This window comes from Kosakonia sp. CFBP8986, from assembly GCF_034044935.1.
Taxonomy (GTDB): domain Bacteria; phylum Pseudomonadota; class Gammaproteobacteria; order Enterobacterales; family Enterobacteriaceae; genus Kosakonia; species Kosakonia cowanii.
This window is the reverse complement of sequence record NZ_JAXCXB010000005.1, coordinates 1-24,404: the sequence shown is the minus strand read 5'-3', so window position 1 is coordinate 24,404 and position 24,404 is coordinate 1. Positions and strand designations below refer to the sequence as shown.

At 52.9% G+C, this 24,404-nt stretch carries 25 protein-coding genes and 1 tRNA gene; 12 read left to right on the top strand and 14 right to left on the bottom strand.

Translation table 11 applies throughout. The annotated features are described in order from the left end of the window. Positions 1-6: 6 nt before the first annotated feature. Positions 7-642 carry an outer membrane protein OmpW gene (gene ompW / locus SOM48_RS12425; protein WP_312198689.1) on the bottom strand — a complete coding sequence of 212 codons (636 nt, stop codon included), beginning with the start codon at positions 640-642 and terminating at the stop codon, positions 7-9. Positions 643-920: 278 nt separating this feature from the next. Between ompW and SOM48_RS12420 the strand changes: the two genes are divergently transcribed. From SOM48_RS12420 to yciA, 4 genes are all read left to right on the top strand, one after another. Next, entirely contained in the window at positions 921-1,325 is a 405-nt protein-coding gene (locus SOM48_RS12420) for a YkgJ family cysteine cluster protein (RefSeq protein WP_054803452.1), read from the top strand. Positions 1,326-1,349: 24 nt separating this feature from the next. Then, a complete protein-coding gene (locus SOM48_RS12415) occupies positions 1,350-2,093 on the top strand; it encodes a YciC family protein (RefSeq protein WP_320512043.1) in 744 nt (247 codons plus the stop codon). A 46-nt stretch (positions 2,094-2,139) separates the two neighbouring features. Then, positions 2,140-2,682, top strand: a complete 543-nt coding sequence (locus SOM48_RS12410) for a septation protein A (RefSeq protein ID WP_023478762.1) — start codon at positions 2,140-2,142, stop codon at positions 2,680-2,682. Positions 2,683-2,781: 99 nt separating this feature from the next. Beyond that, positions 2,782-3,183: an acyl-CoA thioester hydrolase YciA gene (gene yciA, locus SOM48_RS12405; protein WP_076769929.1), complete on the top strand. Its 402-nt coding sequence runs from the start codon at positions 2,782-2,784 to the stop codon at positions 3,181-3,183. Between the two features lie 28 nt (positions 3,184-3,211). On the opposite strand, the gene tonB is transcribed toward yciA, so the two are convergent. Next, complete coding sequence (gene tonB / locus SOM48_RS12400; RefSeq protein ID WP_167552481.1) at positions 3,212-3,943, bottom strand: TonB system transport protein TonB; 732 nt, start codon at positions 3,941-3,943, stop codon at positions 3,212-3,214. 220 nt (positions 3,944-4,163) lie between these two features. On the opposite strand from tonB, the gene SOM48_RS12395 reads away from it, so the two are divergent. After that, positions 4,164-4,460: a YciI family protein gene (locus SOM48_RS12395; protein WP_054803453.1), complete on the top strand. Its 297-nt coding sequence runs from the start codon at positions 4,164-4,166 to the stop codon at positions 4,458-4,460. Between the two features lie 39 nt (positions 4,461-4,499). On the opposite strand, the gene SOM48_RS12390 is transcribed toward SOM48_RS12395, so the two are convergent. Together SOM48_RS12390 and SOM48_RS12385 are read right to left on the bottom strand one after the other, a co-directional pair. Beyond that, on the bottom strand, positions 4,500-5,120 hold the full coding sequence (locus SOM48_RS12390) for a LysE family translocator (protein WP_312478923.1): 621 nt from the start codon (positions 5,118-5,120) through the stop codon (positions 4,500-4,502). 62 nt (positions 5,121-5,182) lie between these two features. Continuing rightward, on the bottom strand, positions 5,183-5,356 hold the full coding sequence (locus SOM48_RS12385) for a YciY family protein (RefSeq protein ID WP_023478828.1): 174 nt from the start codon (positions 5,354-5,356) through the stop codon (positions 5,183-5,185). Positions 5,357-5,496: 140 nt separating this feature from the next. On the opposite strand from SOM48_RS12385, the gene cls reads away from it, so the two are divergent. Continuing rightward, complete coding sequence (cls, locus tag SOM48_RS12380) at positions 5,497-6,957, top strand: cardiolipin synthase (RefSeq protein WP_023478590.1); 1,461 nt, start codon at positions 5,497-5,499, stop codon at positions 6,955-6,957. Positions 6,958-6,988: 31 nt separating this feature from the next. Further along, positions 6,989-7,318: an HI1450 family dsDNA-mimic protein gene (locus SOM48_RS12375; protein ID WP_042713297.1), complete on the top strand. Its 330-nt coding sequence runs from the start codon at positions 6,989-6,991 to the stop codon at positions 7,316-7,318. 54 nt (positions 7,319-7,372) lie between these two features. On the opposite strand, the gene oppF is transcribed toward SOM48_RS12375, so the two are convergent. The 6 genes from oppF to SOM48_RS12345 all read right to left on the bottom strand — a co-directional run bounded on the left by oppF (position 7,373) and on the right by SOM48_RS12345 (position 14,474). Continuing rightward, positions 7,373-8,377 carry a murein tripeptide/oligopeptide ABC transporter ATP-binding protein OppF gene (gene oppF / locus SOM48_RS12370; RefSeq protein WP_023478603.1) on the bottom strand — a complete coding sequence of 335 codons (1,005 nt, stop codon included), beginning with the start codon at positions 8,375-8,377 and terminating at the stop codon, positions 7,373-7,375. Further along, entirely contained in the window at positions 8,374-9,387 is a 1,014-nt protein-coding gene (oppD, locus tag SOM48_RS12365; protein WP_320512042.1) for an ABC transporter ATP-binding protein, read from the bottom strand. The genes oppF and oppD overlap by 4 nt, the downstream gene beginning before the upstream one ends. 11 nt (positions 9,388-9,398) lie before the next feature. After that, positions 9,399-10,307 carry an oligopeptide ABC transporter permease OppC gene (gene oppC, locus SOM48_RS12360; protein ID WP_023478831.1) on the bottom strand — a complete coding sequence of 303 codons (909 nt, stop codon included), beginning with the start codon at positions 10,305-10,307 and terminating at the stop codon, positions 9,399-9,401. Between the two features lie 14 nt (positions 10,308-10,321). Beyond that, positions 10,322-11,242 (bottom strand): oligopeptide ABC transporter permease OppB, encoded by a 921-nt coding sequence (oppB, locus tag SOM48_RS12355; protein WP_054803454.1) that lies wholly within the window; start codon positions 11,240-11,242, stop codon positions 10,322-10,324. A 135-nt stretch (positions 11,243-11,377) separates the two neighbouring features. Continuing rightward, positions 11,378-13,009 carry an oligopeptide ABC transporter substrate-binding protein OppA gene (gene oppA, locus SOM48_RS12350; RefSeq protein ID WP_076769933.1) on the bottom strand — a complete coding sequence of 544 codons (1,632 nt, stop codon included), beginning with the start codon at positions 13,007-13,009 and terminating at the stop codon, positions 11,378-11,380. A gap of 817 nt (positions 13,010-13,826) precedes the next feature. Further along, a complete protein-coding gene (locus SOM48_RS12345; protein WP_054803455.1) occupies positions 13,827-14,474 on the bottom strand; it encodes a YchE family NAAT transporter in 648 nt (215 codons plus the stop codon). 478 nt (positions 14,475-14,952) lie between these two features. Between SOM48_RS12345 and adhE the strand changes: the two genes are divergently transcribed. Continuing rightward, the gene (gene adhE, locus SOM48_RS12340; RefSeq protein ID WP_128482861.1) at positions 14,953-17,634 is read left to right on the top strand and encodes a bifunctional acetaldehyde-CoA/alcohol dehydrogenase; all 2,682 of its coding nucleotides are present in this window, start codon (positions 14,953-14,955) and stop codon (positions 17,632-17,634) included. A gap of 90 nt (positions 17,635-17,724) precedes the next feature. On the opposite strand, the gene tdk is transcribed toward adhE, so the two are convergent. Then, entirely contained in the window at positions 17,725-18,339 is a 615-nt protein-coding gene (gene tdk / locus SOM48_RS12335; RefSeq protein ID WP_076769935.1) for a thymidine kinase, read from the bottom strand. A gap of 546 nt (positions 18,340-18,885) precedes the next feature. Here tdk and hns point away from each other — a divergent pair. Further along, a complete protein-coding gene (gene hns, locus SOM48_RS12330; protein WP_023478663.1) occupies positions 18,886-19,296 on the top strand; it encodes a histone-like nucleoid-structuring protein H-NS in 411 nt (136 codons plus the stop codon). Between the two features lie 276 nt (positions 19,297-19,572). On the opposite strand, the gene galU is transcribed toward hns, so the two are convergent. The 3 genes from galU to rssA all read right to left on the bottom strand — a co-directional run bounded on the left by galU (position 19,573) and on the right by rssA (position 22,696). Further along, positions 19,573-20,484 (bottom strand): UTP--glucose-1-phosphate uridylyltransferase GalU, encoded by a 912-nt coding sequence (galU, locus tag SOM48_RS12325; RefSeq protein ID WP_094419769.1) that lies wholly within the window; start codon positions 20,482-20,484, stop codon positions 19,573-19,575. Between the two features lie 198 nt (positions 20,485-20,682). Continuing rightward, on the bottom strand, positions 20,683-21,696 hold the full coding sequence (rssB, locus tag SOM48_RS12320; protein WP_054803457.1) for a two-component system response regulator RssB: 1,014 nt from the start codon (positions 21,694-21,696) through the stop codon (positions 20,683-20,685). A 91-nt stretch (positions 21,697-21,787) separates the two neighbouring features. Beyond that, positions 21,788-22,696, bottom strand: a complete 909-nt coding sequence (gene rssA / locus SOM48_RS12315; RefSeq protein WP_128482859.1) for a patatin-like phospholipase RssA — start codon at positions 22,694-22,696, stop codon at positions 21,788-21,790. Positions 22,697-22,807: 111 nt separating this feature from the next. Here rssA and SOM48_RS12310 point away from each other — a divergent pair, with 111 nt between their 5' ends. The 3 genes from SOM48_RS12310 (at position 22,808) to SOM48_RS12300 (ending at position 24,399) form a co-directional block, all read left to right on the top strand. Continuing rightward, positions 22,808-23,266: a YchJ family protein gene (locus tag SOM48_RS12310; protein ID WP_139966252.1), complete on the top strand. Its 459-nt coding sequence runs from the start codon at positions 22,808-22,810 to the stop codon at positions 23,264-23,266. Between the two features lie 46 nt (positions 23,267-23,312). Beyond that, entirely contained in the window at positions 23,313-24,155 is an 843-nt protein-coding gene (gene purU / locus SOM48_RS12305) for a formyltetrahydrofolate deformylase (protein ID WP_312198674.1), read from the top strand. A 159-nt stretch (positions 24,156-24,314) separates the two neighbouring features. Beyond that, positions 24,315-24,399: transfer RNA gene (locus SOM48_RS12300), tRNA-Tyr, on the top strand. Positions 24,400-24,404: the final 5 nt, after the last annotated feature.

Genomic DNA, 24,404 nt, shown 5'->3' with positions numbered 1-24,404 from the left:
TTACCATCAGAAGCGGTAACCAGCAGAGAACATAAACACCCACGGATCGAGACGGGTATGCACACTCTGCTGTACGCCGTTCTGTTTGAAGCGCACATCGGTATCGATATCCATCCACCATACAGACATGTTGATCAGCCAGTCGCGGTTAATCAGATAATCCACGCCCGCCTGCCCCGCTACGCCCCACGAATCCTTCAGACTCAAATCAGAGAGCCCTGCGGCTTTGCCGGTGGCGTTAAATTTCTCATCGAAAAAGGTGGTGTAGTTGATACCGGCGCCAAGGTAGGGGCGCACTTTGCTCTGGGCATCAAAGAAGTACCACTGCGCCATCAGCGAAGGCGGCAGATGGCTTACGGTAGCCAGGTCGCCGGTCGGTGCGGTGCCAACGTGGTGGCGAAACGGCGTTGCGGCCAGCAGTTCAATACCGACGTTGTCGGTCGCCATCCATGTCATGGTCAGGCCAAGCTGCGTATTGTTATCGACGTTGAAACTGCCCAGCGCGCCCAAAACGTTATCTGAACCTTCCGTTGGACGGACGGTGGCCGAACCGGCCCGGATGAAAAACTCGCCTGCGTCGTGCGCGTATGCTACCCCGGAAAGGGTGCTCAGGATCAGTGCTGCCACGGCTAACTTCTTCATATCCACTCCATGTTTGAGGTTTTATCGCCGCGCACTATACCTGGTATTAGGTAGGATGTGATCCAATCCGGATCACACTTAACCCTGTAATTTAACATTCATTGATCTGGGTTAATTTTTGCGTTTCGTTACACTCCTTAACTTTTGTTGTTGCATCAATTTTTGCCTTATGAAGGCAAAAAAATATTCTTTTCGCCCCCTCTTGTGCGCCCGTTTGAGCAGCGATAATTTATCTGCCTGACTTTTCCTGTTGATGCGTCGTTAAGTGCAGGTGCGCTATGAGTGATCTCAACCCGTGCATGTCGTGCGGAGCCTGTTGTGCGTATTTTCGTGTCTCTTTCTACTGGGCTGAAGCGGATGATGCTGGCGGCCCGGTTCCGGTTCAGTTAACTGAACCCCTCACCCCATTTTTGCGCTGTATGAGCGGAACCAATCAAAAACAGAGCCGCTGTGTGGCGCTGGTCGGTACGCCGGGGGAAAACGCCTCCTGCAGCATTTATGCGCAACGCCCTTCGCCGTGCCGTGAATTTCAGATGTCAGGCGAAGCGGGCCAGGTAAATGAAGCCTGCGATCGGGCGCGGGCGCGCTACGGTTTAGCGCCCCTTTACAAAGATATGCTTTTCCATACAAGCCGTGATGCTGCCACTGAGGGGCTATTCGGGGTACAATCGCCCGTCAATTAATATCGCCATACTCAAGGAGAGTGCATGTCTATCACGGCGAAATCCGTTTACCGTGACACGGGGGATTTTCTTCGTTACCAGTTCATTACAATCTTACTGATTGTGCTGTCGTGTACCGTTATCACCGCAGTCATCGGGCACGTCCTTTCACCCAGTGAAGAGCAGTTCTCCAACGTAATGGATGCTGACAACCTGGCGGAAACAAATAATCCATTCGAGCTGGTGCAGAGTATGACGCTGGAACAGCAAAAAATGCTGTTACACACCTCGGCTGCGGCAACGATTGCCGGATTGACGGGGTATGCGCTGCTGATAGGCGCGCTGGTTGTGCTGATGCAAAGGGTTACAGCCCGGCAGCCTGTCAGCGCGTTAAGTGCAATGGGAGCCAGCGTGCCGACGGCACCGAAGCTCTTTTTACTGCTTCTGCTGACCATTTTTATCGTGCAACTCGGCATGCTGTTCCTTTACGTTCCGGGCATATTTCTGGCTATTTTCCTCGCCCTTGCGCCGATTCTGCTGGTGCAGGAGAAAATGGGCGTCTTTGCCTCGATGCGTAGCAGTATGCGCTTTAGCCGGGCAAATATGCGTTTCGTCGCTCCGCCGGTAGTAGCCTGGCTGCTGACGAAATTTCTGATGCTGAGATATGGTCACCATCTCATCGCGTTTTCGCCGGAAGGTGGCGCGATAATTGCCAATGCACTGAGTAATCTCTTCTCGGCAGTGCTACTGATTTACCTTTTCCGCCTCTATATGCTGATGCGCAAATAATTATCCCGGTCCCCCCTCCGGGTGACCCTTTTGATGGAATCGTAGAATGAAGCAGTTTCTTGATTTTCTGCCGCTGGCGCTCTTTTTTGTGGTCTACAAGATGTACGACATTTTCACCGCCACCAAGGTGCTGATTGTCGCGTCGGCCATCGTGCTGATCTACTGCTGGATCCGCTATCGCAAGGTAGAAAAAGTTGCGCTGATTACCTTTGTGCTGGTCGCCGTGTTTGGCGGGCTGACAATTAAATTCCATGACGTGGAATTTATTAAGTGGAAAGTGACGGTGATCTACGGTCTGTTTGCCACAGCGCTGCTCTTCAGCCAGTGGGTGATGAAGAAGACGCTGATCCAGCGCATGCTGGGCAAAGAGCTGACGCTGCCCGACGCCGTCTGGTCGAAGCTCAATATCGCCTGGGCGCTCTTCTTTATCGTCTGCGGGCTGGCGAATATCTATATCGCGTTCTGGCTGCCGTTTGACGTGTGGGTCAATTTCAAGGTCTTTGGCCTGACGATCCTCACCCTGCTGTTCACCGTGCTGAGCGGCGTCTATATCTACCGGCACATGCCGGCGCAGGATGAGAAATCCTGATGCTGAAAGCCAGGCGCAATGCCTGGCTTTTTTCTTTCCGAACCTCCCACATTCGTAGTAGCATCCCGCCGGAAATCCCTCATCACAGAAGAGATAACAATGACAACGCCTTCAACTGCGCCTCAGGGCGAACTTGTACTACGCACACTCGCAATGCCCGCCGATACCAACGCTAACGGCGATATTTTTGGCGGCTGGTTAATGTCGCAAATGGATATGGGCGGCGCTATTCAGGCAAAAGAGATTGCCCACGGGCGCGTAGTGACCGTGCGGGTAGACGGCATGACCTTCCTGCGCCCGGTCGCGGTTGGCGATGTGGTCTGCTGCTACGCCCGCTGCGTCAAACGCGGCAATACTTCCATTACGATCAACGTCGAAGTGTGGGTGAAAAAAGTGATGTCTGAACCGATTGGTCAGCGCTATAAAGCCACCGAAGCGCTGTTTATCTATGTCGCGGTGGACAATGAAGGCAAACCGCGTCCGCTGCCCGCGCAGCCATAAAAAAAGCCTCCGCAAGGAGGCTTTTCTCTTATTCCATCGAGGTGCTGCCATCGAGGCGGAAGACCACATTGACGATCAGCCCCGAGCCGGGCTTACCGGCTTCATAGCGCCATTTGCGCATTGCGGCCTTCACTTCGCGCTCAAACATATTCGCCGGTTGCGCCGAGAGGATCTGCACGTTCTCAACACGTCCATCCGCCGTGACGTCAAATTTCACTCTTACACGCCCTTCAATGCGCAGCGCCTGCGCACGCGGTGGATATTGCGGCTGGTTGCGGCTTAATGCGCGCGGGCCTGCCGGAACCGACGGTGCCGGTTTTGTCGCGGTGGAGGTCGTGGTGCTTGCCGCCGGACGCGACGGAGCACTGTTCTCAAACGGATTCGCCTGCTGCGGCTCAACCGGCTTACTTTCGCGCTTCGGCTGCTCCACTTTTTTCACCGGCTTGGGTTTAGGCTTCGGTTTGGGTTTGGGCTTTGGCTTCTCAATCACCACCGGCGCCTCTTTAGGCGGCTCGGGGATCGGCTCTGGCTCGACGACCGGTTCGGGTTCAGGCTCAACAACCGGCTGCGGCGGTGCCGGGGCGGGAGCAGGCTCCAGCTCCGCAGGCGAGACCATAGTGACAGAGATAGGCTGCGCGGGTGCGGGCAGTTCAACAACCTGATGTACCGAGGTATAAAGCAGACCCGCCACAACAGCACCGTGAATGGCGACGGAGAGCAGCGTCGGCCAGGGAAAGCGGCGAGGTAAATCCAGGGTCATTGAAGTCATAATCATGTCAGTTAAAAAACCAGGGCTCGATTTTAAATGCAAATAGCAATCATATTCAACAAGCCAGCCTGGTGCAGATCAAATTTATCGCTGAAGCGGGTAAAAAAGCCCCGTTAATTGGCAGGGTTGCCTGCCCGTTGCAATCTTTGCATTGCAGTCACTGCACCTTTCACTTACGTTATGCCTTTCTGAAAAGACAGGAGCTTGCTCTGTGCTATACGTTATTTTTGCTGAAGATATTGCCGATTCTCTGGAAAAACGCCTCTCCGTACGTCCGGCCCACCTTGCACGCCTGCAACTGCTGCGTGATGAAGGCCGTCTGTTAACCGCAGGCCCACTGCCGGCAGTCGACAGTAACGATCCTGGTGTTGCCGGGTTTAGCGGCTCAACGGTGATTGCTGAGTTTGAATCGCTGGAAGCGGCGAAATCCTGGGCGGAAGCCGATCCCTACGTGGCGGCGGGCGTCTATCAGAGTGTCACGGTCAAACCCTATAAAAAAGTTTTCTAAGTCAGTCCGGGGCAATGCAGGTCATTGCCCCGCATGGCTTCAGCGCTTGCTTAGCGCTAACCGGGTAGCAAAAAGCAGGAATACGATACCCGTGCAGCGATCCATCCAGCGGATCACACGCGGCTTACGCAGGAAGGTTGCCAGTGGCCGGGTCGCCGAAATCAGTGCCGTTGACCAGCATGTGCCAATCAGCACATGAATCATCACCAGGCCGAATGTCCAGGCAATAAGCGGTTGCCCGTGAGGGATAAACTGCGGCAGAAACGAAACGTAAAAAATCCCTACCTTCGGATTAAGTACATTGCCAAGCATCCCTTTGATAAACCAGTTCTGCGAAGGGTTCTCAACGCTATTGATACCGGTCAATGCCCCGCGCGGACGCAGCAGCATAGTTAACCCCAACCAGCATAAGTACGCGGCACCGCAATATTTAAGGACATTGTACGCCAGTTCTGAAACGGCAATTAGCGCCCCAAGTCCGAATGCCACCATTGCACCCCAGATCAGGCAGCCGGCATTAATCCCCATCTGCGCCTGAAAAGCCTGTTTACGCCCTTCTACCGAGGCTGTGCGCAAGATCAGCGCGGTATCAAGACCCGGCGTGAGCGTTAAGAGCGTAGCGGCAAAGGTAAACGCCATAAGGCTGTCGATCACGGACATCATCTCTCTCCTGAAACTAAGGGGCTAAAAACGACCGCGGGCACCTTTTTGGTGCCCGGGATTCAGATATCGTAGATGGCAAACAGCAGCACATTACGATGGCGATTAACGCCGCATTTCCTGATGCTGTGGATTCGCATATTACGGCGGGACTGCGCTTCCAGCCAGCGCGCTTTCCGGCGGCCAACCTGACGCAGCATACGCCAGCGCCCCACTTCCGTTCGACTACGCTTCATTGTAACAACTCTATACAAAATAGAAGCCGCCATTATAGTCTGTCGCCTCTTTCAGGCCAGCGCTTTTCGGCGTTTTTATTTGCCAGATGAATTCGTATGCGTAAACTCAACCAATACAGATTGTAAAAGGATTTTTGTCGATGTCCGCGTTTTACACCGTAATGAGTTGGCTCATTGTTGTTGGTTACTGGTTGCTTATTGCTGGTGTTACGCTGCGTATTCTGATGAAGCGCCGGGCGGTCACGTCGGCCATGGCGTGGCTGCTTGTCATCTATATCCTGCCGCTGGTGGGCATTATCGCTTACCTCTCGCTGGGCGAGCTGCATCTCGGTAAACGGCGCGCGGAGCGTGCGCGTGCAATGTGGCCCTCAACCGCTAAATGGCTCAGCGATCTTAAACACTTCAACCATATCTTCGCCACCGAGAACAGCAGCGTTGCCTCCTCGCTGTTTAAGCTGTGCGAGCGCCGCCAGGGTATCGCCGGGGTCAAAGGTAATCAGCTGCAACTGCTGACCTCCTCAGATGACGTGATGCAGGCGCTGATCCGCGATATCCAGCTCGCCCGCCACAATATCGAGATGGTTTTCTATATCTGGCAGCCCGGCGGTATGGCCGACCAGGTGGCAGAGTCGCTGATGGCGGCAGCGCGCCGCGGTGTGCACTGCCGTCTGCTGCTGGACTCAGCAGGCAGCGTCACCTTCTTCCGCAGCCCGTGGGCGGGAATGATGCGCAATGCGGGCATTGATGTCGTTGAAGCGCTGAAGGTCAATCTGATGCGTGTCTTCCTGCGCCGCATGGACTTGCGCCAGCACCGGAAAATCGTACTGATTGATAACTATATTGCCTATACCGGCAGCATGAACATGGTCGATCCGCGTTACTTTAAACAGGACTCCGGCGTCGGTCAGTGGGTCGACCTGATGGCGCGCATGGAGGGCCCTATCGCCACGGCTATGGGCATCGTCTACTCCTGCGACTGGGAGATTGAGACCGGCAAGCGCATTCTGCCGCCGCCGCCCGATGCCAATATCATGCCGTTTGAAGAGGCCAGCGGGCACACTATTCACACCATTGCGTCGGGGCCTGGCTTCCCGGAGGATTTGATCCACCAGGCGCTGTTGACGGCGGTATATGCGTCGCGTGAATATTTGATCATGACCACCCCCTACTTTGTCCCGAGCGACGATCTGTTGCATGCGATTTGTACCGCCGCGCAGCGCGGAGTGGATGTGAGCATTATTCTGCCGCGCAAAAATGATTCCGTGCTGGTCGGCTGGGCCAGCCGCGCATTCTTTACCGAGCTGCTGGCCGCCGGGGTGAAGATCTACCAGTTTGAAGGCGGATTGCTGCATACCAAGAGCGTGCTGGTCGACGGCGAGCTAAGCCTGGTCGGCACGGTGAACCTCGATATGCGCAGCCTGTGGCTCAACTTTGAGATTACGCTGGTGATTGACGACGCGGGATTTGGCGGCGATCTGGCGGCGGTGCAGGATGATTACATCTCCCGCTCGCGCTTGCTGGATGCGCGCTTGTGGGTAAAACGGCCCTTCTGGCACCGCATTGCTGAACGACTGTTTTACTTCTTTAGTCCGTTGCTGTAAAACGTGCCCAACAGACGTGATGAGGTAACTTATGGAAATGGACCTGAATAACCGCCTGACGGAAGATGAAACGCTTGAGCAAGCGTATGACATCTTCCTGGAACTGGCGGCGGACAACCTGGATCCGGCGGACATCATTCTTTTCAACCTGCAGTTTGAAGAGCGTGGCGGTGCAGAACTGTTCGATCCCGGCGAGGACTGGCAGGAGCATGTGGATTACGATTTAAATCCGGATTTTTTTGCTGAGGTAGTGATTGGCCTGGCGGAGACGGATGGCGGTGAGCTGAATGATGTCTTTGCGCGCGTGCTGCTGTGCCGCGAGAAAGACCATAAGCTGTGCCATATTCTCTGGCGCGAATAAGCACCGAAAAGAAAAAGGGCTGACATATTGTCAGCCCATTTTTTTATGCCTCGCTTAAAGCGGGTCGACCTTCAGGCAGGAGACCGCGTGGCGGAAGCTGCCCTCCAGCACCGGACGGGTTTTCGCACACTCCGGCCCGGCAATCGGGCAACGGGTGCGGAAGACGCAGCCCGATGGCGGGTTGATCGGCGATGGCAGATCCCCCTCCAGCAGCTGGATAGTTTTGTTCTTCTCGACATCCGGATCGGGCACCGGCACCGCTGACATCAGCGCTTTGGTGTAAGGGTGCAGCGGATTCTGGTACACCTCATCATAGGTGCCCAGCTCTACCGCATGGCCCAGGTACATCACCAGCACGCGGTCGGAGATGTGCTTAACCACCGCCAGATCGTGGGCAATAAAGATCAGCGACAGCCCCATTTCACGCTGTAACTGCTGCAGCAGGTTGACTACCTGCGCCTGAATTGACACGTCGAGCGCGGAGACTGGCTCATCGCAGATAATCAGTTTCGGCTCAAGGATCAGCGCGCGTGCGATGCCGATACGCTGGCATTGACCGCCGGAGAACTCATGGGGATAGCGGTTGATCAGGTTAGGCAGCAGGCCGACCTTCATCATCATCGCTTTGACGCGGTCTTTCACTTCCTGACGCGGCATCTTCGGATGGTAGGTGCGCAGCGGCTCGGCGATGATTTCACCGATGGTCATACGCGGGTTCAGCGAGGCCAGTGGATCCTGGAAAATCATCTGGATATCGCTGCGTACGGCGCGCCACTCATCCGGCTTCATGCCCAGCAGATCGCGCCCCAGCCAGGCCACTTTTCCGTCGGTCGCTTTCACCAGTCCGATAATCGCGCGCGCGAAGGTTGATTTGCCGCAGCCGGATTCACCGACCACGCCAAGGGTTTCGCCTTCATAAAGGCGCAGCGTTACGCCATCGACCGCTTTCAGGGTTTTCGGCGGCTGCCAGAACCACTGTCTGCCATCTTTAATATCGAAATGCACCTTCAGATCGGCGATTTCGAGCAGCACTTTTCTCTCTTCGGTTACGGCGTTCATACTAACTCCTCCACCGGCTTAAAGCAGGCGCGCAGACGGCCCGGCGCAAACTCTTCCAGCGGCGGCGCGTTATGACAGATCTCCATCGCGTGCGGACAGCGCGGCTGGAACGGGCAACCTTTCGGCAGACGCAGCAGGTTTGGCGGGTTGCCAGGAATGGTCAGCATCGCTTCGCCATCGGCATCCAGACGTGGTACCGCATGCAGCAGGCCGATAGAGTACGGGTGCGACGGCTGATAGAAGACATCGCGCGCTTTGCCATACTCCATGGTTCGACCGGCATACATCACCAGCACTTTATCGCAGATACCCGCCACCACGCCGAGGTCATGAGTGATCATGATAATCGCGGTGTTGAATTCGCGCTTCAGTTCATTGAGCAGCGTCATAATCTGCGCCTGCACGGTAACGTCGAGGGCGGTGGTCGGTTCGTCGGCAATCAGCAGCTTTGGCCTGCACATCAGCGCCATGGCGATCATTACGCGCTGACGCATCCCGCCGGAGAACTCGTGCGGGTACATGCGCATGCGCTTACGCGCTTCCGGCATTTTGACCGCGTCGAGCATTTTTACCGACTCCTCAAACGCTTCGGCTTTGTTCATGCCTTTGTGCAGCATCAACACTTCCATCAGCTGTTCGCCAACGCGCATGTACGGGTTCAGCGAGGTCATTGGATCCTGGAAAATCATCGAGATCTGCTCGGCGCGCAGTTTGTTCAGCGCATATTCCGGCAGATTAAGGATCTCTTTGCCGTTGAACAGCGCCGAGCCACCAATACGCCCGTTAGAAGCCAGCAGCCCCATCAGCGCAAATGCGGTCTGGGATTTACCGGAGCCCGATTCGCCCACGATGCCCAGCGTCTCGCCTGCACGCAGGGAGAAGTTCAGGTCGTTGACCGCGGTGACATCGCCATCCGGCGTGCCAAAAGTCACACGGAGATCTTTCACATCCAGCAGGAGGTCCGTTTGCTGCCGCGTCGTTGACGCTACTACGGTTTCAGTCATGCTCATAACGGCACTCCTTAACGATCTTTCGGGTCGAGGGCATCACGCAGGCCATCGCCGATAAAGTTGAAACAGAACAGGGTGATCACAAGGAAACCCGCCGGGAAGAGCAGCAACCATGGAGAAACCTCCATTGAGTTTGCGCCATCGCTTAACAGCGCGCCCCAGCTGCTGAGCGGCTCCTGCGTACCGAGGCCGAGGAAGCTGAGGAAGGATTCGAACAGGATCATGCTCGGCACCAGCAGCGAGGCATACACCACCACCACGCCCAGCACGTTCGGCACGATATGGCGCATCACGATATTGGCGGTAGAGACCCCACCCACCTGCGCCGCTTCGATAAACTCTTTACGCTTCAGGCTCAGGGTCTGGCCGCGCACAATACGCGCCATATCCAGCCAGGAGACCATGCCGATAGCCACAAAGATCAGCAGGATGTTCTGCCCGAAAAAGGTGACCAGCAGGATAACGAAGAACATAAACGGGAAGGAGTTGAGGATCTCCAGCAGACGCATCATCACCGAGTCGGTTTTGCCGCCCAGATAGCCAGAGAGCGAACCGTAGAGCGTACCGAGAACTACCGCCACCAGCGCCGCGGCGATACCGACCATCAGCGAGATACGCCCGCCGATAGCAACGCGCACCAGCAGATCGCGCCCGGAGGAGTCGGTGCCGAAATAGTGCCCTGACTCCATATCCGGCGCGTTAGACATCATCGCCCAGTCGGTATCAAAGTAGCTGAACTGCGACAGCATTGGTGCCAGCGTCACGAACAGCGCAATCAGCACCAGTACAAACAGGCTGGCGACCGCTGCGCGGTTGTGCATAAAGCGACGACGCGCGTCCTGCCAAAGGCTACGCCCTTCGACTTCGAGTTTCTCACTGAAGTTTTCCAGCGCCTCGCTGTTTTTCTTACTTAACATCATGGCGAACTCCAGTCTCAATAACGAATTTTCGGATCGATGATGGCGTAGAGCACATCAACAATCGCGTTGAAGGTGATGGTCAGCGCGCCGACCAGAATCGTCAGGCTCAGCACCAGCGAGTAGTCGCGGTTAAGCGCGCCGTTCACGAACAGCTGGCCGATACCCGGCAAGCCATAAATCGTTTCGATAACCATGGAGCCAGTAATGATGCCGACAAAAGCCGGGCCCATATAGGAGAGTACGGGCAGCAGCGCCGGTTTCAGCGCGTGACGGAAGATGATCCGGCGCATCGGCAGCCCTTTCGCGCGCGCGGTGCGGATGAAGTTGGAGTGCAGCACTTCAATCATTGAACCACGGGTGATACGCGCGATGCTGGCGATATAGGCGAGCGAGAGCGCGACCATCGGCAGGATCATAAATTTAGGTGCCCCGCCATTCCAGCCGCCGGCCGGTAACCACTGCAGCACAATGGCAAATATCATCACTAACAGAGGAGCGACAACGAAGCTGGGTATCACTACCCCGGTCATGGCTAACCCCATTACCGTGTAGTCCCATTTGGTGTTCTGGTTCAAGGCGGCAATAACGCCTGCCGTCACGCCGAACACAATCGCGAGGATAAACGCCGCGGCGCCCAATTTGGCGGAAACCGGGAAGCTCGCCGCCACCAGGTCATTCACGGTGTAATCTTTGTATTTAAACGACGGACCAAAATCCAGATGCGCCAGCTGTTTCAGGTAGCTGAAATACTGGGTGGTGATGGGATCGTTCAAATGGTATTTCGCCTCGATATTGGCCATTACTTCCGGCGCAAGCGCACGTTCACCGGTAAAAGGACTTCCCGGCGCAAGACGCATCATAAAGAACGAAATCGTAATCAGAATAAAGAGTGTTGGAATCGCTTCAAGAAAGCGACGCAGAATAAATTTCAACATTGCCCGTACCTTCTGGCCTGTGCCTTTTACACATTCTCTTTCAGACGACCCAGGTGCCGTCTGCGACCGATGTGTGTTCTGGTGCGATAAAAATAAGACACTGTGAGGCAGGTTGCCCTGCCCCACTCATTGCCATTAATGCTTGATAATATACAAGTTTTTCACGTAGATATTATCTAACGGGTCTTTACCGGTGTAGCCACCCACCCACGGTTTCACCAGACGGGCGTTCACGTAGTAGTAGACCGGAACGATGGCGGAGTCTTTATCAAGCTGCTGTTCAGCTTTGGAGTAAAGCTCAGCGCGCTGCGCTTCGTCGGTCACTTTCAGCGTGTCGCCAATCAGCTTGTCAAACGCCGGGCTCTTATAGTGCGCGGTGTTGTTCGAGCTGTCTGAAAGCATGGTGTTCAGGAAGGAGGTCGGCTCATTGTAATCCGCGCACCAGCCGGCACGTGCAACATCAAAGGTGCCCTGATGACGCGTGTCGAGGAAGGTTTTCCACTCCTGGTTCTCCAGCTTGACGTTGGCACCGAGGTTTTTCTTCCAGATAGAGGCAACGGCAATCGCCAGTTTTTTGTGCAGATCGGAGGTGTTATACAGCAGGCTGAAGCTCAGCGGTTTGTCGGCTGTGTAACCCGCTTCGGCGAGCAGTTTTTTCGCTTCGGCGTTACGCTGCTCCTGGGTCATTTTGAACCAGGCCGGTTCGGTCAGTTTTGCACCATCGGTATACGGCGGGGTGTAGCTGTAAGCAGGCAGGTCGCCCTGGTTTTTCACTTTATTAACGATGATATCGCGATCCAGCGCCAGTTTAAGGGCGGTACGCACGCGAACGTCAGTGAATGGCGCTTTCTGGTTGTTGATCTCATAGTAATAAGTACAGAGGTACGGATCGACGTGAACTTCTTTCGGGATCTCTTTTTTCAATTTCTGGAACAGTTCAATCGGCATGTTGTTATAGGTCATGTCGATTTCGCCGCTGCGGTAGCGGTTAACGTCCGTCACTTCTGCCGAGATTGGCAGGTAGGTCACCTGGGTAATAACGGTTTTGTCGTTGTCCCAGTAATTGGTGTTGCGCTCAAGAACAATACGTTCGTTGACCACCCAATCTTTCAGCTTATAAGCGCCGTTGGTGACGATATTTGCAGGCTGGGTCCACTTATCGCCAAATTTTTCAATCGCGGCTTTTGGCACAGCGGAAACGGACGGGTGAACCAGCAGTTTATAGAAATAGGGAACCGGCTCGCTCAGCGTGACTTCGAAGGTATTATCATCGATCGCTTTTACGCCCAATTCGCTGGTCGGTTTTTTACCGGCGATAACATCATCGATATTGGCGATATGGCCATATTGCAGATAGCTGGCGTACGGAGAAGCCGTTTTAGGATCTGCCAGGCGCTGCCAGCTATAGACGAAGTCATGGGCGGTAACCGGGGTGCCGTCTGACCATTTTGCGTTTTTACGCAGATGGAATGTCCAGACTTTAAAATCTTTGTTTTCCCATTTTTCAGCAACACCGGCAGTCGGGTGGCCTTCAACATCGGAAATAAGCAGACCTTCAAACAGGTCACGGCTAACGTTTGATTCCGGAACGCCCTCGATTTTATGCGGATCGAGAGATTGCACTTCAGCACCGTTATTGCGCACCAGCGTCTGTTTTTCCGCCAGTTGAACGCCAGCCGGTACGTCGGCCGCGAAGGCGGCGTTACCGGAAATTAGCGCTGCTAAAATACCCGCTGCAACTACGCTTTTCTTTGTGATGATGGACATTGTGTTGTGACTCCAATCATTATAATTACCGACATTTATGCCAGCTGTATCATCCCCTGTTCGGGGGCCTGAATAGCGCAGGAGCTTTTGGCGCTTTCAGACATCTTTTTTTTACTTCTGCTATCACCGACTTTTTTATTACGGATCGCTCGAACGGCAATCTCGCGTCGATTCATTAACGCGCCTCCCCTGTCGAGACGCGTTGTATTCATGGTATTTATTTTCTAATTGAAAACGATTCTCAACAAATCGCTTTACGCTGTAAATTATGAGGCTGATAAAGACATTCGCCGGAAAATAACAAATGCCCGAGACCGCCGCCAATACATTTTGCAAATTTGTTAACCATTTCTCTTTTACGGCGTAGCGACAGCCGCAGCGAGATGACGACTGCGTCTCCCTGTTGGTTTTTTCTTATGAATTATCAATCAGATAAAGAAGTATCACCGCCTTGTGATACTTTTTGGCTGCCTTCACAGAGATTTGCACAAAAAATCAACAATTGACTACTTTTTAGCACATTACTCTGCGAGGAGATTGAAAGTACTAATATCATTTCGATAATGACTCGGCAAGCCCAATAGTATGATGTGAGAGAAATAACAGAGTTAATTGCTCAAAATGCAGACATTAATGATTCATGAAACTTATAATTCTATGATAGAAAACAGCTTTTCTGATTATTGTAATTTGTTATGCCTGCCGCCCTTCTGCTGATTGTTCATATCTTTTGCTAATTATGCGAGCAGGCTTACATTCGAAAGCGCGATGTTCTCGCGCCCCGAAAAAATAAAACCTATATAAATGAAAGAATGAATCAATTCAGCAGGCCGGGGAAAAGCGACTTCGCGCCAGCAACAATAAACTCAATACCTAACGCCATCAGCAGCAACCCCATAATACGCGTGATAACGTTAATGCCGGTTTGCCTGAGCAGGCGCACCAGCCACGGCGCAATGCGGAACAGCCCCCATGAGCAGAGAGCAAATAGTGCAATCGCCAGTGAGAAGCCAATCAGGTGTGCAAGGGTGTGATAACGCGTCCCCCAAACGATGGTGGAGCTGATTGCACCCGGCCCTGCCATCAAGGGCAATGCCAGCGGCACCACACCCACGCTTTCACGGATAGCGGTTTCTGATTTCTCCTGCTTGTTCTGTTTATCCTCCCCCAGCTTGCCGCTGATCATCGACATTGCGATGGTAACGACCAGAATACCGCCAGCTATACGGAAAGAGTCAATTGAGATACCAAACAGCTGCAGGATGGTGTCGCCCAGAAAGAGTGACGTCCAGAGAATGATAGCGACCGAAACATTCGCCGTAAGGTTAGTTTTATTACGGGCATCGGCCATTTGATAACTGGTCATACTGATAAAAACCGGGATGATGCCAACCGGGTTCACCAGCGCAAAAAGACCGACGAAAAATTTAAAATAGAGAGGAAAATCAAACCCAAAGTGATCCACAGCAAGCTCCGCGTTATCGCCAGTACTTTAGAAACAATAGCGTGACAGGAAAATCCATGCAGAAGATACGCGATTTTTTTGTGGAGTCCACCAGTTTATTCGCTAATAACCCTGATAAAACAGTGTGTTATTGAGTTAAGGCAAATGTGAAAAATCCGAGCCTTCTTTAGCGGATAAACGTTAACAATTGATACAACTCGCCAGTAATGGCCAAGCTGAAAGGTGTCAGCCTAGTGAAAACTTGATATGGATCACGCATTATTTACTCAGAAGTGGGTAATCTTGATGCCACGAATAGAGAGCAGAAATGTCAATAATTGCTCCCGGTTCGTTAAGGCTCTTTTAGTAAACCAGCGGTATTTATGCTGTGTAACTTATTGACTTACATAGCTTTACACAACCTGTTTCGGCGCTGTCTATACTGACAGTTTGCGCAGATGGTTTACTAAAAGAGTTTAAACATTATCAGGAGAGCATTATGGCTGTTACTAATGTCGCTGAACTGAACGCACTCGTTGAACGTGTGAAGAAAGCCCAGCGTGAATATGCCAACTTTACTCAAGAGCAAGTAGATAAAATCTTCCGCGCCGCCGCCCTGGCTGCCGCAGATGCTCGAATCCCCCTCGCGAAAATGGCCGTAGCTGAATCCGGCATGGGTATCGTCGAAGATAAAGTGATTAAAAACCACTTTGCTTCCGAGTATATCTACAACGCGTATAAAGATGAGAAAACCTGCGGCGTATTATCGGAAGATGATACCTTCGGTACGATCACTATCGCTGAGCCTATCGGCATTATCTGCGGTATCGTACCGACCACTAACCCCACCTCTACTGCAATCTTTAAATCACTGATTAGCCTGAAAACCCGTAACGCGATCATCTTCTCTCCGCACCCACGTGCAAAAGATGCCACCAACAAAGCAGCGGACATCGTGCTGCAGGCGGCCATCGCGGCAGGTGCGCCGAAAGACCTTATCGGCTGGATTGATCAGCCTTCCGTCGAACTCTCCAATGCGTTAATGCATCACCCGGATATCAACCTGATCCTCGCGACCGGCGGTCCGGGCATGGTGAAAGCCGCTTACAGCTCCGGTAAACCGGCTATCGGCGTGGGTGCGGGTAACACCCCGGTTGTTATCGACGAAACCGCCGATATCAAACGCGCTGTCGCGTCAGTGCTGATGTCGAAAACCTTCGACAACGGCGTTATCTGTGCTTCTGAACAGTCTGTTGTGGTTGTCGACTCCGTGTATGACGCCGTGCGTGAGCGTTTCGCCAGCCACGGCGGCTATATGCTGCAGGGACAGGAGTTGAAAGCGGTTCAGGACATCATCCTGAAAAACGGCGCGCTCAACGCGGCTATCGTTGGCCAACCGGCGCACAAAATTGCTGAACTGGCGGGCTTTAGCGTACCGGCAAGCACCAAAATTCTTATCGGTGAAGTCACCGTGGTGGATGAGAGCGAACCGTTTGCACATGAAAAACTCTCTCCGACCCTGGCAATGTATCGCGCGAAAGATTTCGACGACGCGGTGGTGAAAGCGGAGAAACTGGTCGCCATGGGCGGTATCGGGCACACCTCCTGCCTCTACACCGACCAGGACAACCAGCCTGAGCGTGTTGCGCACTTCGGCCAGATGATGAAAACCGCGCGTATCCTTATCAACACCCCTGCTTCTCAGGGTGGTATCGGTGACCTCTACAACTTCAAACTTGCGCCTTCCCTGACTCTGGGTTGTGGTTCATGGGGTGGTAACTCCATCTCAGAAAACGTTGGTCCTAAGCACCTGATCAACAAGAAAACCGTTGCTAAGCGAGCTGAGAACATGTTGTGGCATAAACTTCCGAAATCAATCTACTTCCGCCGCGGCTCTCTGCCAATCGCGCTGGATGAAGTGATTACTGATGGTCACAAACGCGCAATGATCGTGACCGACCGTTTCCTCTTCAACAACGGCTATGCTGACCAGATCACCTCCGTGCTGAAAGCTGCGGGCGTGGAAACCGAAGTGTTCTTCGAGGTGGAAGCGGATCCGACGCTGACCGTGGTGCGTAAAGGCGCTGAGCTGGCGAACTCCTTTAAACCGGACGTGATTATCGCCCTCGGCGGCGGCTCCCCGATGGATGCTGCGAAAATCATGTGGGTAATGTACGAACATCCGGAAACCCACTTCGAAGAGCTGGCGCTGCGCTTTATGGATATCCGTAAACGTATCTACAAGTTCCCGAAAATGGGCGTCAAAGCGAAAATGATCGCCGTGACCACCACCTCCGGTACCGGTTCTGAAGTGACGCCGTTTGCGGTTGTTACCGATGATGCTACCGGCCAGAAATACCCGTTGGCGGATTACGCCCTCACCCCGGATATGGCGGTTGTTGACGCCAATCTGGTGATGGATATGCCGAAATCCCTCTGCGCCTTTGGTGGCCTGGATGCGGTAACCCACGCGCTGGAAGCGTACGTCTCGGTACTGGCTTCTGAGTTCTCCGACGGTCAGGCGCTGCAGGCACTTAAGCTGCTGAAAGAGAACCTGCCAGCTTCTTACAACGAAGGGTCGAAAAACCCGGTTGCCCGTGAGCGTGTGCACAGTGCTGCAACCATCGCTGGTATCGCGTTCGCTAACGCCTTCCTCGGTGTGTGTCACTCCATGGCGCACAAACTGGGCTCGCAGTTCCATATTCCGCACGGCCTGGCTAACGCCCTGTTGATCAGCAACGTTATTCGATACAACGCGAATGACAACCCGACCAAACAGACCGCGTTCAGTCAGTATGACCGTCCGCAGGCACGCCGCCGTTACGCAGAGATTGCCGATCACCTGGGTCTTTCTGCACCGGGAGACCGTACCGCTGCGAAAATTGAGAAACTGCTGGCCTGGCTGGAGAGCCTGAAAGCGGAACTGGGTATTCCGAAGTCGATTCGGGAAGCTGGCGTACAGGAAGCAGACTTCCTGGCCAACGTCGACAAACTCTCTGAAGATGCGTTTGACGACCAGTGCACCGGCGCCAACCCGCGTTACCCGCTGATCGCAGAGCTGAAGCAGATCCTGCTGGATACCTTCTACGGTCGCGAATATAAAGAGGGTGAAGCCGCTCCTGCACCAAAAGTGGAAGCCGCACCGGTTAAAGCTGACAAAAAAGCGAAGAAACCCGCTTAATGGTATAGCGTCATAAAAAAACCCGCTTCGGCGGGTTTTTTATTTCCTGCTTATCAGAAGGTATTTACTCGGGTACCGACAGTGCAATCACTACCCTCTTACCCGCGCCTGTATTGTCGCAAGAGAGCCTTCTGACAGCGCTTCCTTATAATGTTTACGGCAAACGGAGACGTAGCGCTCATTGCCGCCAATAACCACCTGCTCGCCTTTATTATCAGGACGCCCCTCGTGATCGAGTCGCAGCACCATGCTTGCCTTGCGTCCGCAAAAACAGACGGTTTTAAGCTCAACTAATTTATCTGACCACGCCAGCAAATACTGGCTCCCGCCGAAGAGTTCACCGCGGAAATCGGTTCTCAGCCCATAACAGAGCACGGGAATATCAAGCTCATCCACCACTTCTGAAAGAGCGTATACCTGCTCTCGCGTTAAAAACTGGCATTCGTCCACCAGCACACAGTGCACGGCTTCTTGCTGGTGTTGAGCTTTAATGTCGTCAAACAGCGAGGTGTGCTGATTAAACAGACGTGCGGGCGAGGATAAACCAATCCGGGAACTGACTTTCCCTGCACCAAAGCGGTTATCAATTTCTGCGGTATAAACTACCGTTCTCATGCCTCGCTCTTGATAATTGTACGAGGACTGTAGTAATGCCGTCGATTTCCCTGCATTCATTGCTGAATAGTAGAAATAAAGCTGTGCCATTGCGCGCAAAACCCTAATCAAAGTGTGATGATCCTGCGGCGAATTGTATCATGTTTTAACTGCCGGACCTGAGCAACCGTTGTAGCTTAGGTTAATCCTGTAGACAGATTTACGCATAAATGCGCACTTTCCGATCGCAGCGGTTGTAGCTGCAAAAGAAACAGCCATAACAAATTCAGGAAGTTAGCATACTGTTCTTATGCGATGATTCTCATCATATCATTCAGAAATTATTAATATTTTACTAAAGTAACCGCATTTAAGCGGGTAATAAACGCGGTTGTTATTTATCCATTATGGCTATTTCTCCCAAAGGAATAATCAAAAAATATCGCTTCTCCTTTGCATATGACCGAACCTGCATTGCACGCTTATACCTGTTTGGCAGTGTGGTTGTTGATTAACAATTTAAGATAACGGTATTTAGAAAAAACTTAAATAAAGGGCCATTTTGAATTCCTTACATTCGCGGCTATTGCACTGCTGAATTTAACGCTCTATTATTAGCCCAACAAACCACCCCAATATAAGTTTGAGATTACTACAATGAGCGAAGCCCTTAAAATTCTGAACAACATCCGTACTCTGCGCGCACAGGCAAGAGAATGCACGCTGGAAACACTGGAAGAGATGCTGGAAAAATTAGAAGTTGTGGTTAATGAGCGTCGTGAAGAAGAGAACGCTGCCGCAGCTGAAGTTGAAGAGCGTACCCGTAAACTGCAGCAGTACCGTGAAATGTTAATTGCTGATGGTATTGACCCGAATGAATTGCTGAACAGCATGGCTGCGGCTAAAACGGGTACCAAAGCAAAACGCGCTGCGCGTCCGGCTAAATATAGCTACGTAGATGAAAATGGCGAAACGAAAACCTGGACCGGCCAGGGTCGTACTCCAGCAGTAATCAAAAAAGCTATCGATGAACAAGGTAAAAAGCTGGAAGATTTCCTGCTCGCGTAAGTGAGTAAACTCTTATCTGCTTTTAATATCCCGCCGCTGGCGGGATTTTTTTTATCCGTTCTACACAATTTCTTCACAAATAGCCCGGACAATCACGTCGTTTCTTTTCGTCATGGGCAGCGCTCAAAAACCCGCCACTTTTATTACCAACATTATACGCTTTTTCTTATCCCCCTTTTCACAGCGGGCCGCTGATAAACGCGCAATAAAAAAGGCCGACGATAAACAGTGCTGAGCACGATTAACGTCGACCTTATTTACTGTCTGCGCTGGGGGTTATGCTTTAGCAGCGCCTACTGTTTCGTTCAGCCAGGCTTTAAACTCTTCGCCCAGTGATTTATGGCGAATGCCATATTCTACAAAGGCGCGCATATAGCCGAGTTTATTACCACAGTCATGGCTTTTGCCTTTCATGTGATAGGCTTCAACGGTCTCTTTTTCGATCAGCATATCGATAGCATCGGTAAGCTGGATCTCATCACCGGCTCCCGGAGGCGTTTTCGCCAGCAGCGGCCAAATCTCAGCGCTCAGGACATAACGGCCAACAACTGCCAGATTTGACGGCGCGACGTTCGCTTTCGGTTTCTCAACCACGCCAACCATCGGCACGCTGTCACCCGGGTTCAGCGTGGCGCCTTTGCAGTCCACTACGCCGTAAGCGGTAACGTCATCTACCGGCTCAACCATGATCTGGCTGGCACCGGATTCGTCGAAGCGTTTGATCATCTCAGCGAGGTTATCCTGCGACAGATCGGACTCGAACTCATCAAGGATAACGTCTGGCAGGATTACGGCGACCGGCTCGTTGCCGACAACCGGATGCGCGCACATAACGGCATGACCCAGACCCTTCGCCAGACCCTGACGCACCTGCATGATGGTCACGTGCGGCGGGCAAATAGATTGCACTTCTTCAAGAAGCTGACGTTTAACGCGCTTCTCCAGCATTGCTTCAAGCTCAAAGCTGGTATCGAAGTGGTTTTCAATAGAGTTTTTAGATGAATGTGTTACCAGAACGATTTCAGTAATACCCGCAGCAATGCACTCATTGACCACGTACTGAATTAATGGCTTATCAACCAGCGGCAACATTTCTTTCGGAATTGCCTTCGTAGCTGGTAGCATCCTCGTTCCCAACCCCGCGACCGGGATTACTGCTTTAGTCACTTTCGAATTTATTGCAGCCATTGAAATCTCCTGGACTGTCCATGATTTGAACAGGTTCATGAATTAACTCGCGTCTGAGTATATCAGTACCAACCCAATGACCAGGTCTGAAAAGGACGCGCTAACAACTAATTAGGATTAATACGAAGAAACTGCGGCGATATTAGCACCCGTTTTTATATGACGGGTAAATCTATCTGAGCTTCGCCACGCGATCGCTCATTCCGCGTTCAACATTAAGCGTAACCGCCCGCCTGCACCCCAGACCTGGCATTGCCACGCTTCGCTGCGCTGACTTACCTGGTTGAGATAGGTATTCCCAAGCGTACCGAGAGGAACACCACTGCTGATTTGAATTTGATGCTCTCCGGTATTTAACGTGGCGTTTAAACCGGCCGAGACTAATAACAAATTCTTAAGCTCACTGTGGTAATACCCCACCAGTAACGGGAACTGCCCCGGCAAATTTGCCTGGTGCAACAGTTGGTTTACCTGCTTAAGTAAAGCACCCATTTCAGGTAAGCGCTGGCGTTGATGTGACAATTGTTCCTGAAGTAAGCCATTAAATAATGCGCGCAACAGCAGCGCGGCCAGCACGCCATTATTGCCGGCGCGGGTAACATCAAGACAATAGAAGGCGAGATCGTGTCCGGAAAGCGGTGCAATATCCAGCACCAGCCCGGGGCTTTCTGCCGAAACAAGCTGGCGATAATTTACGCGGCAGCCGGAAATGACCTGCTGAACAGGCGGCTGAAGCTCTTTTAATAAATTGGCTGCGGCCTGCGGGTTATCCACTAGCGCATCCCAATCCTGGAATAAACGCTCCTCCTCTTCGACCCGGGAATTAAACATATTTGGGTAGATGCAGGCGAAGATGGTTTCCCGCAGACGATTGAAATCTTTAACGGGCTTCAGCACGACATCCTGCACGCCAAGACGCAGCGCTTTTGCAATGTCGGCCATATTTTCGGTAGCGGAAATCACCAGCACCGGCGTCTGCATGCCCTGGTTGCGCAGCGCTTCAACCAGCGCAAGACCATTCATACGCGGCATGGCCAAGTCGCAAATAATTAAATCAGGTTGATTGCCAGCCATCTGCTCCAGCGCATCCACCCCGTCTCCGGCCAGCAACGTCGTTGCGCCAAGCGATTGCAACCATGAATCCAGCAGCGATCGGAAAACGAGTTCGTCTTCCACTATCAATATCTGTTTCCCGACCAACGGCTGCGTCATCTCTTCTCCCCTGCCTGACAGTAGATCAATAGTGGCATGCTTCGCCGACACTCGCCTGTCAGAATTTGCTGAAGTCTTATAAAAATTATGTTCACGCTAAAGTCCGCACCAGCGGAAGTAACTCGTCCATGCTCTTTTCCACCGCTAATTGCCCGGCGGCAATGGCCGCATCAGCACGATGAAAATCGAGAGTGGATATTTGCGGACAAATGGGTTGCAACAAAATATCCGGCGGATCGCCCGCCATACGGTTGCGCTTAAGGCGGTTTTCCAGCACCTGGATCGACGTGGTCATGATCTCCATCGCGGTCGGCGTCACCGGGCGCTTCGGCGTGGTGCGGCTAAGCCGCTCGCGCAGGCGCTGATGCCAGCGCAGAGCTTCACCGCTGCCTTTTTCCATCTCGCTATCGGAGGGCGTTACGGAGAGCAAATCCTGCTGCATCAAGTGGGCATCATGCTGGAGATCAACGGCTATGACGATGTCAGCGCCCAGCGCGCGGGTTAATGAGACCGGCACCGGGTTGACTACCGCGCCATCGACCAGCCAGTAGCCATTATGCGCAACCGGCGACATCAAACCGGGAATACTGCATGAGGCGCGCACAGCTCGGTGCAGATCGCCCTCGGTAAACCATAACTCACGCCCGGTGCTGAGATTGGTTGCGACCGCGCCAAAACGCTTTTCGCAGTGGCTAAAGTCGTCGAAAGGAAGGAGCTGACGGTATTGATTGAACACGCGTTCACCGCGCAGCAAACCGCCGCGGCGCCAGGAGAGATCCATAAGCCGCAGTACGTCCCAGTAGCGGAAAGAGCGCACCCAATTCTCCAGCAGAGACAAACGTCCACAGGAGTATGCCGCGCCAACTAATGACCCGATTGAGCATCCCGCCACGACATCAATAGTAATGCCGGCGCGCGCTAACGCATTAATGACGCCGATATGCGACCAACCTCTGGCTGCGCCAGAACCCAGCGCCAGACCGATTTTTACCGTTCTCATTCCGCGTGCTTCACTTCCCCCGGCTTACTGTAGCCACAACGCGGCGGCTCAGTTAACATATTGCCACCCTGGCGCGTGCTGCGCCGTTATTATTGTTTCAGGAATGCTGTTTTGTCTCAAACATGTCCTTGCGGTAGCGCTCAGGAGTATAGCGTATGTTGCCAGCCTTATCTGTCTGGTCAACACGCAGCGCCGGATCCTTCTCGCCTGATGCGTTCTCGCTATACCGCTTTTGTCTTACATCAGACGGATTATCTGGTGAAAACCTGGCATCCCTCCTGCGCGGCACACACCTTTCGGGAACAGATTGAGGCCGGTTTCGCCGCCACAACCTGGCTCGGACTGACGCTATTTGAGCACGCTTACGGTCACGATGACAATGAAGGTTATGTCAGTTTTGTTGCTCGCTTTCGCGAGAATGACAAAAATGGCGCAATTATTGAACGTTCCCGTTTTTTAAAGGAAAACGGCGAATGGTACTACATTGACGGTACGCGCCCGCAGTTTGGTCGTAACGATCCCTGCCCCTGCGGGTCAGGTAAAAAATTTAAAAAGTGCTGCGGGCAATAAGCCGCCAGCACCCTTAACAAACACACTCAACAGGATTTACCCGGCAATGCACTCTTTACAACGTAAAATTCTGCGCACCATCTGCCCCGATCAGAAGGGCCTTATCGCTCGTATTACTAACATTTGTTATAAGCACGAGCTGAACATTGTTCAGAATAATGAATTTGTCGACCACCGTACCGGCCGCTTCTTTATGCGTACCGAGCTTGAGGGCATTTTTAACGATGCCACGCTGCTGGCCGATCTCGACAGCGCGCTGCCGGAAGGCTCTGTTCGTGAGCTGAACGCGGCGGGTCGTCGTCGGGTGGTGATTCTGGTGACCAAAGAGGCGCACTGCCTGGGCGATCTGCTGATGAAAGCCAACTATGGCGGCCTGGATGTGGATATTGCGGCAGTCATCGGCAACCACGAAACGCTGCGCCCGCTGGTTGAACGCTTCGACATTCCTTTCGAACTGGTCAGCCACGAAGGCTTAACGCGTGAAGCGCACGACAATCTGATGGTGAAAGCGATTGAAGCCCATCAGCCTGATTACGTGGTGCTGGCGAAGTATATGCGTGTACTCACGCCGGACTTTGTTTCGCGCTTCCCGAATAAGATCATCAATATTCACCACTCCTTCCTGCCGGCGTTTATCGGCGCACGCCCTTATCACCAGGCTTACGAGCGCGGCGTAAAAATTATTGGTGCTACGGCGCACTACGTGAATGACAACCTGGATGAAGGTCCGATCATCATGCAGGACGTGATTCATGTCGATCACACCTATACTGCTGAAGATATGATGCGCGCAGGTCGCGACGTCGAGAAGAACGTGCTCAGCCGCGCGCTCTACCAGGTGCTGGCCCAGCGCGTCTTCGTTTACGGCAACCGGACGATCATTCTTTAAGCACTTACTCTTGAGGTTGCCTGGCTTTACAGCGTTACGGGTAAAAAGCAGGCAACCGATTCATTTTTCACGATTGAATGCTTTACAGAGACGCGTCATTTGGTATGATGCGCCGCGCTTCCCGAGAAGGAAGCGGCCAGTAAAATGTAGTGACCCCGTGGTGGGGTTCCCGAGCGGCCAAAGGGAGCAGACTGTAAATCTGCCGTCATCGACTTCGAAGGTTCGAATCCTTCCCCCACCACCATCTAC

Bases quoted from the DNA above. Each gene is read 5' to 3' on its own strand.
- ompW (WP_312198689.1), bottom strand. From the start codon at position 642: ATGAAGAAGTTAGCCGTGGCAGCACTGATCCTGAGCACCCTTTCCGGG.
- SOM48_RS12420 (WP_054803452.1), top strand. From the start codon at position 921: ATGAGTGATCTCAACCCGTGCATGTCGTGCGGAGCCTGTTGTGCGTAT.
- SOM48_RS12415 (WP_320512043.1), top strand. From the start codon at position 1,350: ATGTCTATCACGGCGAAATCCGTTTACCGTGACACGGGGGATTTTCTT.
- SOM48_RS12410 (WP_023478762.1), top strand. From the start codon at position 2,140: ATGAAGCAGTTTCTTGATTTTCTGCCGCTGGCGCTCTTTTTTGTGGTC.
- yciA (WP_076769929.1), top strand. From the start codon at position 2,782: ATGACAACGCCTTCAACTGCGCCTCAGGGCGAACTTGTACTACGCACA.
- tonB (WP_167552481.1), bottom strand. From the start codon at position 3,943: ATGACCCTGGATTTACCTCGCCGCTTTCCCTGGCCGACGCTGCTCTCC.
- SOM48_RS12390 (WP_312478923.1), bottom strand. From the start codon at position 5,120: ATGTCCGTGATCGACAGCCTTATGGCGTTTACCTTTGCCGCTACGCTC.
- SOM48_RS12385 (WP_023478828.1), bottom strand. From the start codon at position 5,356: ATGAAGCGTAGTCGAACGGAAGTGGGGCGCTGGCGTATGCTGCGTCAG.
- cls (WP_023478590.1), top strand. From the start codon at position 5,497: ATGTCCGCGTTTTACACCGTAATGAGTTGGCTCATTGTTGTTGGTTAC.
- SOM48_RS12375 (WP_042713297.1), top strand. From the start codon at position 6,989: ATGGAAATGGACCTGAATAACCGCCTGACGGAAGATGAAACGCTTGAG.
- oppF (WP_023478603.1), bottom strand. From the start codon at position 8,377: ATGAACGCCGTAACCGAAGAGAGAAAAGTGCTGCTCGAAATCGCCGAT.
- oppD (WP_320512042.1), bottom strand. From the start codon at position 9,387: ATGAGCATGACTGAAACCGTAGTAGCGTCAACGACGCGGCAGCAAACG.
- oppC (WP_023478831.1), bottom strand. From the start codon at position 10,307: ATGATGTTAAGTAAGAAAAACAGCGAGGCGCTGGAAAACTTCAGTGAG.
- oppB (WP_054803454.1), bottom strand. From the start codon at position 11,242: ATGTTGAAATTTATTCTGCGTCGCTTTCTTGAAGCGATTCCAACACTC.
- oppA (WP_076769933.1), bottom strand. From the start codon at position 13,009: ATGTCCATCATCACAAAGAAAAGCGTAGTTGCAGCGGGTATTTTAGCA.
- adhE (WP_128482861.1), top strand. From the start codon at position 14,953: ATGGCTGTTACTAATGTCGCTGAACTGAACGCACTCGTTGAACGTGTG.
- tdk (WP_076769935.1), bottom strand. From the start codon at position 18,339: ATGGCACAGCTTTATTTCTACTATTCAGCAATGAATGCAGGGAAATCG.
- hns (WP_023478663.1), top strand. From the start codon at position 18,886: ATGAGCGAAGCCCTTAAAATTCTGAACAACATCCGTACTCTGCGCGCA.
- galU (WP_094419769.1), bottom strand. From the start codon at position 20,484: ATGGCTGCAATAAATTCGAAAGTGACTAAAGCAGTAATCCCGGTCGCG.
- rssB (WP_054803457.1), bottom strand. From the start codon at position 21,696: ATGACGCAGCCGTTGGTCGGGAAACAGATATTGATAGTGGAAGACGAA.
- rssA (WP_128482859.1), bottom strand. From the start codon at position 22,696: ATGAGAACGGTAAAAATCGGTCTGGCGCTGGGTTCTGGCGCAGCCAGA.
- purU (WP_312198674.1), top strand. From the start codon at position 23,313: ATGCACTCTTTACAACGTAAAATTCTGCGCACCATCTGCCCCGATCAG.